3 protein-coding genes are annotated in these 6522 nt (G+C 57.9%); all 3 read left to right on the top strand.

The window, feature by feature from the left end; all coding sequences use genetic code 11:
* The first annotated feature begins 157 nt into the window (after nucleotides 1–157).
* The 3 genes from CDN99_RS08150 to CDN99_RS08160 all read left to right on the top strand — a co-directional run bounded on the left by CDN99_RS08150 (nucleotide 158) and on the right by CDN99_RS08160 (nucleotide 6227).
* Nucleotides 158–2872: a TonB-dependent receptor gene (locus CDN99_RS08150; protein WP_088384374.1), complete on the top strand. Its 2715-nt coding sequence runs from the start codon at nucleotides 158–160 to the stop codon at nucleotides 2870–2872.
* 65 nt (nucleotides 2873–2937) lie between these two features.
* Nucleotides 2938–4515, top strand: coding sequence for a phosphodiester glycosidase family protein (locus CDN99_RS08155; protein WP_088384376.1), 1578 nt, complete (start codon nucleotides 2938–2940; stop codon nucleotides 4513–4515).
* The gene (locus CDN99_RS08160; RefSeq protein WP_088384458.1) at nucleotides 4512–6227 is read left to right on the top strand and encodes an MFS transporter; all 1716 of its coding nucleotides are present in this window, start codon (nucleotides 4512–4514) and stop codon (nucleotides 6225–6227) included. Before CDN99_RS08155 ends, CDN99_RS08160 begins: the two co-directional genes overlap by 4 nt.
* Nucleotides 6228–6522: the final 295 nt, after the last annotated feature.

The raw sequence follows: 6522 nt of genomic DNA on the forward strand, positions 1-6522 counted from the left end.
AATCCATTGATTTGATACGGAGCCCGTAATAGCGGCTCGGGGTAAGTCTTGCCCAAAATTATCAATCTCGAATAGTGCCGATTTCTCGGGAGAAATGATTAAAAGCAGAACTCAGGAACTCATGTGAAAGCCTTGAAGCAATTAAGGAGCAACGGAAATGCAGGAAAGATGGAAACTCTCTCTTATTTCTCTCGCCGTGGCGTCTGCCGCCAACGCGATGGCGCAGGAACAATCGGTGGCCGCCGCTCCCGCGGTGGCAAAGGCGCCAGAGAAGGGGACGGCTCTTGAGCAGGTGGTGATCACCGGTATCGCCGGCAGCATTGAATCGTCTCTGAACCAGAAGCGGCGCGCCTCCAATCTGGTGGAGGTCATCACGGCGGAAGACATGGGCAAGTTCCCCGACCTGAACTTGTCCGAGTCTCTCCAGCGCGTTCCAGGGATCACACTGGAACGCAACAACGTGGGCGATGGGTCCGCGATCAACCTTCGCGGGCTGGGGCCGCAGTTCACCGTGGTGACGGTGAATGGCATGGAAGGGGTCTCGGCAGGCACCGACAACAACTTCGGCCTTTCCAACGGCAGCCGGGGTTTCAACTTCGAGATCCTGCCCTCGGAGCTATTCACGAATGCCACAGTCAACAAGTCCTCAAGAGCGGAATTGGTCGAGGGCGGCATGGCTGGCGTGGTCGAACTTGAGACTGCGCGCCCGCTGCAACAGAAAGGCACCCGCCTGATTGCCAGCGTGAAGGGGAATCGGAGCGACAAGGCCGGCAACTGGGATCCTCGTGCAACGGTGGCGTTCAGCAATAACTGGGATCGCGTGTTCGGCATCTCCGCGGCCATCACGGCGGCGGACACGGGCTATCGCATGGACACCGCGCAGGGCGGGAGTTATCGGAACTTTGGCGCCGTGAATACAGGCACGCGAGCCAGCGATGACGTGCGCAGCTATATCGTGGCGAACGGTCCGCGTTACATCGCCTACGACGACAAGCGCAAGACAGTTGGCGCGACGACGACCGCACAGTGGCAACCGACACAAGGGCTGACATTCACCGCCGACGTGCTTTACGGGAAGCTCTCGAGCAAGCGCAATATCACCCGGGATGACGCGGCCACGGAGAGTGGCGTGAATATCCCTCTCAGCACGACGGTCGAAAATGGATTAATCACTGCTGGCCAGTTCACTGGAGTGCAGCAACGGGTGGGCACGAACTACCTGACGACTGAAGAGCAGATGGCCCAGGTCTCCTTGCAGGCCGATTGGCATCCCACTTCCGCATGGACCATTCGCCCCTTCATCGGAAAGGCAAGGCGGGAAGCCGATCGGACGTGGGATCTCTATTCATTCCGGTTGGCCAAGAACGGTGCCTTTGATCCCGGCGTGGTCTCCTATCAAATCCGGGGCGATCACCTTGACTTCAAGACGACTGACACCGATTTCTCGTCCAACCCGAACGACTTCCTCTTTAATGTCTTTGTGTCGCGTCCTTCGACCGACACTGACAAGGTGCGCACCGCCAAGCTCGACTTCGAACGTGAGTTCGACGACTCCGTGCTGACGTCTGTCAAATTCGGCCTGCGCCAGAGCAGCCGGGACAAGGATACCGTGCAGTCGCAATGGCGATTGAACCGTGCGGCCGGCGTGGGCATCGGCGTGCCACCGACGCTTGGTGCCGTGTATGGTCACGCCGACTTCAATGTGGCCGGCGGCAGTGGGATTCCTTCCAACCTGTTGATCGTCGATCCCTCGAGGATCAATGGCGTCTTCTTCCCTAACGGCAGTCCCGTTTCCGGCACCGCCAGAGCCGATCTCACCGCCTATGGCGCGCAGGCCAGCTACTCGGTCGGCGAAGACGTCAGCAACGCATATGTTTCCGGCACGTTCGAACTCCAAGGCGTAGTTGTCGACGCGGGTCTGCGCTATGTGAAGACACGTCAAAAATCGAGCGGCTTCACCGTCGAGAACGCCAACCTGCCGACGCAACGAATCACTCCCTTGACCGTCGAAAGCAATTACGACATGGTGTTGCCTAGCGCGAATATGCGCTATGAACTCGCTCCCGGCGCAGTTATTCGCGCCGCCTACAGCCACACCCTGACGCGGCCCGACCTTTCTCAGGTTGCTCCTTCCGAGTCCGTTGCGGGCATCGATCAATCGGGCGGTCGCGGGACGCGAGGCAATCCATTGCTCAAGCCGTACAAATCGAAAAACATTGATCTGGGGGCGGAGTGGTATATCAACAAGGCCGCGCTACTCGGTGTGACGGTATTCCATAAAGCCATCAACGGTTACATCGATACAGGCACCTTCACGGAGAACCGAAGTTTTCCTCGTCAGGCCGATGGCGTGATCGTCACGGGGCCCATCACTTTCACCTACCCCACAAACGGCGCGTCGGCGAGCATCAGGGGGGCAGAGCTTGCAATCCAGTCCCGCTTCACGTTTCTTCCAAAAGGCTGGATGCAAAACCTGGGGGGTAGCTTCAATTATTCGTACACCAAGAGTTCGGCGGACTTCGCTCAACAAGGAGATATTCGCAGCGCAGGTCTGCCAGGGCTCTCAAAGAATAGCTACAACGCGACAGTCTACTTTGATGACGCCAACTTCGAGGCCCGCGCGTCATACGCTTGGAGAAGCAGATATCTCGCGCAGTTCAGTGACGACTTCGGAGTCCCGCGCTTCCGGAATGCTTATGGGCAACTGGATCTGTCCGCGAATTTCAAGCTGAACAAACGTTTGAGCTTTCAGTTGGATGTCCTGAACGCAACTCGCTCGCAGTTCGTGGATACGTCGAGCTCATCGCGCTATCCGTACGGCGTGTATGACCTTGACCGCCGCATCATCCTCGGCGCGCGCTACGCGCTCTAAGCAGGGACGTATGTGGGCGGCCATTGGGCTGCCCACATTTCTTGTCATGAAAGAAAACCACTGAGATGCTGAGAATAACTGCTGTAGTTTTACTGGCCTTGACTTTCGGCCCGACATTCGCTGCCGTTCCCGCTCCCCAGTCTGGATCGGCCTATTCCCCGCTTCCGCTGGGCAACACGTCGCTCCCTCAGAAAGTCACCAAGGAAATTCTGGCAAACGGAGTGACTCACTATCGCTTCAAGCGCGGCTCGGCAAGTAGCTCCGGCCATTGGATGCTGATGAGTGAACCTCTTGCCAGCGCTGAAGGCGTGACCGCAGCGCTTGCGTGTTTCCGAGAACTGGGCGTTGCTGATCCAGTCATCGCAGCCCATCGTTTGGGTGTCAGTCAAGATTATCAAGTGGCGAGCGGCGGTCGATTTGAAACGCGGATCAGCGCCCAGCGCGAGGAACTGCGTGCGAAGCGGGCGGGCTGTACCTTGGTCGCCAGGCACACGTCTGAGGATGAGAGCAACGTTTTCGGACCATGGGTGGTCGATGTTGTGGAGATTGCATCTGATGCGCCGGTGGAGCTGAAGGTTGTTGCCGGTCCGCAGGGCTCCAAGATGCGTCAGCGGACAAGTGTCTTGTCCAAGGCTGCAGGTGCGATCGTGGCGGTCAACGCTGGATTCTTTGTAGAGGAGGGCGTTGATGGGTATCCGGGACAGGCTGCTGGCATATCCGTGGTGGACGGGCAACTCGAGAGCGGACCAGTTGCCGCGCGCTCGGCGCTGGTAATTCATGCAGGAAAAGAGCCTGCAGCGAAGTTGGTCAAGGACCTCGCGTTGTCCCTCCAGTTGGTGGGCAGCGACGGCACCCGAATCAAGGTCGACGGAGTCAATCGGAAACCCGGCCTTGCGCGCAACTGCGGCCGGGATGGTAATGATTTCCCTCTTCACGACTACACGTGCAAATACGAAGACGATGCCGTGTACTTTCCGAGGGGGAGCGGATTCATTCCTTTGACGTCAAATCTTGACGGCTCGGCTCGGCGCTTCGCCATTGACCGAGAGGGTGTCCTCAGCAGCCTCAAACCTGGAGATGCCGCCGCTCCCGGCGATGCCATGATGGTGGTGACGCCCGCCAGTGCCCGCCTTCAAGAGATGGAGCGGATGGCATCTGCAGGAACGCAAGTCAGGCTCGTCGCAAAGAGTGCTGAAAAAGACCTCTTCTCCGCCGGCTCGTACGCGGTGAATGGCGGGCCAGTGTTAATCCGCGTCGGTCAGGAGATCCGAGAGGAAGTGGAAGAAGGCTGGTCTATCGGGTTGGTGCGCGACTCGATACATGACTTGCACATGCACGAATGGGTAAATCGCAGAAATCCTCGGACGGCCTTCGGGATCAAGGATGACGGCACGCTGCTGCTGCTCACCGTGGATGGGCATCGGCATGGCACCAGTGTCGGCATGACCATCGAGGAGCTTCGTCAAGTCATGAAATCGCTAGGGGCTCGTGATGCGATAAACCTCGACGGCGGGGGCTCCACCGCCATGGTGTTGTCCGACAAGCTGGTGAATCTACCGAGTGACCTGACCGGAGAGCGTGCCATCGGAGATGCATTGCTCTTCGTGCCACGCAAGAACGTTGGCAAATGGGGCAACCCATGAAACCGCTGTTTAAAGATTCTCGAGCCAGCCTTGTGTTGGCCATCAGCGGCATGGGGGGGCTCCTCTATGGGGTCGACATCGGCGTCATCGACCCCGCGCTGCGATATCTCAATCGATCCATTCAGCTATCCGAGAGTGAACTCTCCGCAATCGTCGCCGCGGTGCTGGCGGGGTCCGTACTCGGATCAATCGTCGCCGGAGTCTTGGCAGACTGGCTCGGACGCAAGCGAATGATGATCGGAAGCGGGCTGATTTTTGTCGCCAGTGTGGGCGTCATCTTTGCTTCCCAGTCATTCGCTTCCCTGATGGTTGGGCGACTCCTCCAGGGTGCCAGCGGCGGTCTGATTGCCGTCGTGGTTCCGCTCTATTTGGCGGAATGCCTTTCCGCCAATGTTCGCGGTCGCGGTGCTGCAATCTTTCAATTCATGCTGACGGTGGGCATCGTCCTCGCGGCTTTCGTCGGCAGCTACTACACGACTGCGGCGGAGAGAGAAATCGCGCTCGCAGCGGGCAACGCGGCCAGGGCCGCCGCTGCGTCCGATGACGCGTGGCGGGGGATGTTCCTGGCCGTGGTCTATCCGGGCATTCTCTTCTTGGTAGGCACATTTCTTCTCCCAGAATCGCCGCGATGGCTGGTCTTGAAAGGAGAGGTGGCTCGTGCCAAAGCCGCTTTGCGCCTGCTGCGATCGGACGAAAGCTTTCTAGTAGAGCTCGACGAAATAAGAAGGTCCATCACTCAGCAGAGTTTGCAGAAAACTTCGGTGATGTCGACTCTCGGCGAGATATTCAGTACCAAGCGATATGTTCTGCCGTTCATTTTGAGTTGCGCAGTCCTTGGATTCTGCCAAGCGACCGGCATCAACTCGATGCTGCAGTACATGACAACGATCCTGCAGAAGGCGGGGCTTGATCCGGTGACGTCATCGCTCTACGGGACTGGCATCAAGGTTTTGAATGCCGTTGTCACCATTGCAGCAATTTATCTGGTAGAGCGGAAAGGGCGGGTATTTCTTCTGTCGATCGGTACAGCGGGAATCGCGATTTCTCTTGCCGTCCTTTCAATAACTTTTCATACGTTTGAGTCACAACGAATCGATATCAAGGCTGAAGTTGCAGCGATGGTCCGAGAGGGCAGCTTGGATCTCAACTTGGAGAACCTCAAGGTTCCCGGCGGCGGACTGAACCTAGCTTCCGGCGTGCAGGTCAGCGTGCTGATCAGGCAGGGGGACAAGCAGATCCTGAAAGAGGCGTTTATGGCCGCCGGCGCAGTGCCGGATGAAACAGCTGCCCGGCATGTTCTTCGAGTTCCAAGACTTGTTGACTCTTCGCAAACGACACCCTACGAACTTGAGATTCTTCGCGCGGAGGTGGGGCCGATCCCAAGCCCGCTTGTTGGTCTGTTGAGCGCGCTTTGCATCGGACTCTTCATTGCATCGTTCTCCATTGGACCGGGTGTGTGTGTCTGGCTGGCGCTTTCGGAGCTGATGCCAAACCGCATCCGGTCCGTCGGGATGGGAATCGCGTTGCTGATCAATCAGGGAATCTCGACTTTGATTGCGCTGACATTTCTGCCTATCGCTGGACAGCACGGTTTCCATGCGATGTTTGCCTTTTGGGCGGTGTGTACGACGATGTTCTTTGTGGTCGTCAGGGCATTTCTCCCTGAGACCCGCGGACGGTCGCTTGAAGAAATCGAGAAGTCATTCTCGTGAGATGCAAGAAGTACGCGCCACGCGTCCAGGTTCTGTGGAGCGAGAGCCGATGAAGTCGCCGCGATGATGCGGCGGCTTCGATCCAGCGAGCATGGCCGGCAGCTCATGGAGGTGGACGGTGTTTTCTATCGGAGTTCTCAAGGTGGGAGGTCCATGGGCGACACTCATGTGAGCACGACAATGTGCAGGGCGGGACCTGTCCTGAATTTTGTGTGCGAGGCATAACATGACCCGACCCCGGAGCATTTATGCCAATCGACAAACCGCTGAGCAAGACCAAGCTGAGGAACGCCGC

Source organism: Roseateles aquatilis (assembly GCF_002205645.1).
GTDB lineage: Bacteria > Pseudomonadota > Gammaproteobacteria > Burkholderiales > Burkholderiaceae_C > Roseateles > Roseateles aquatilis.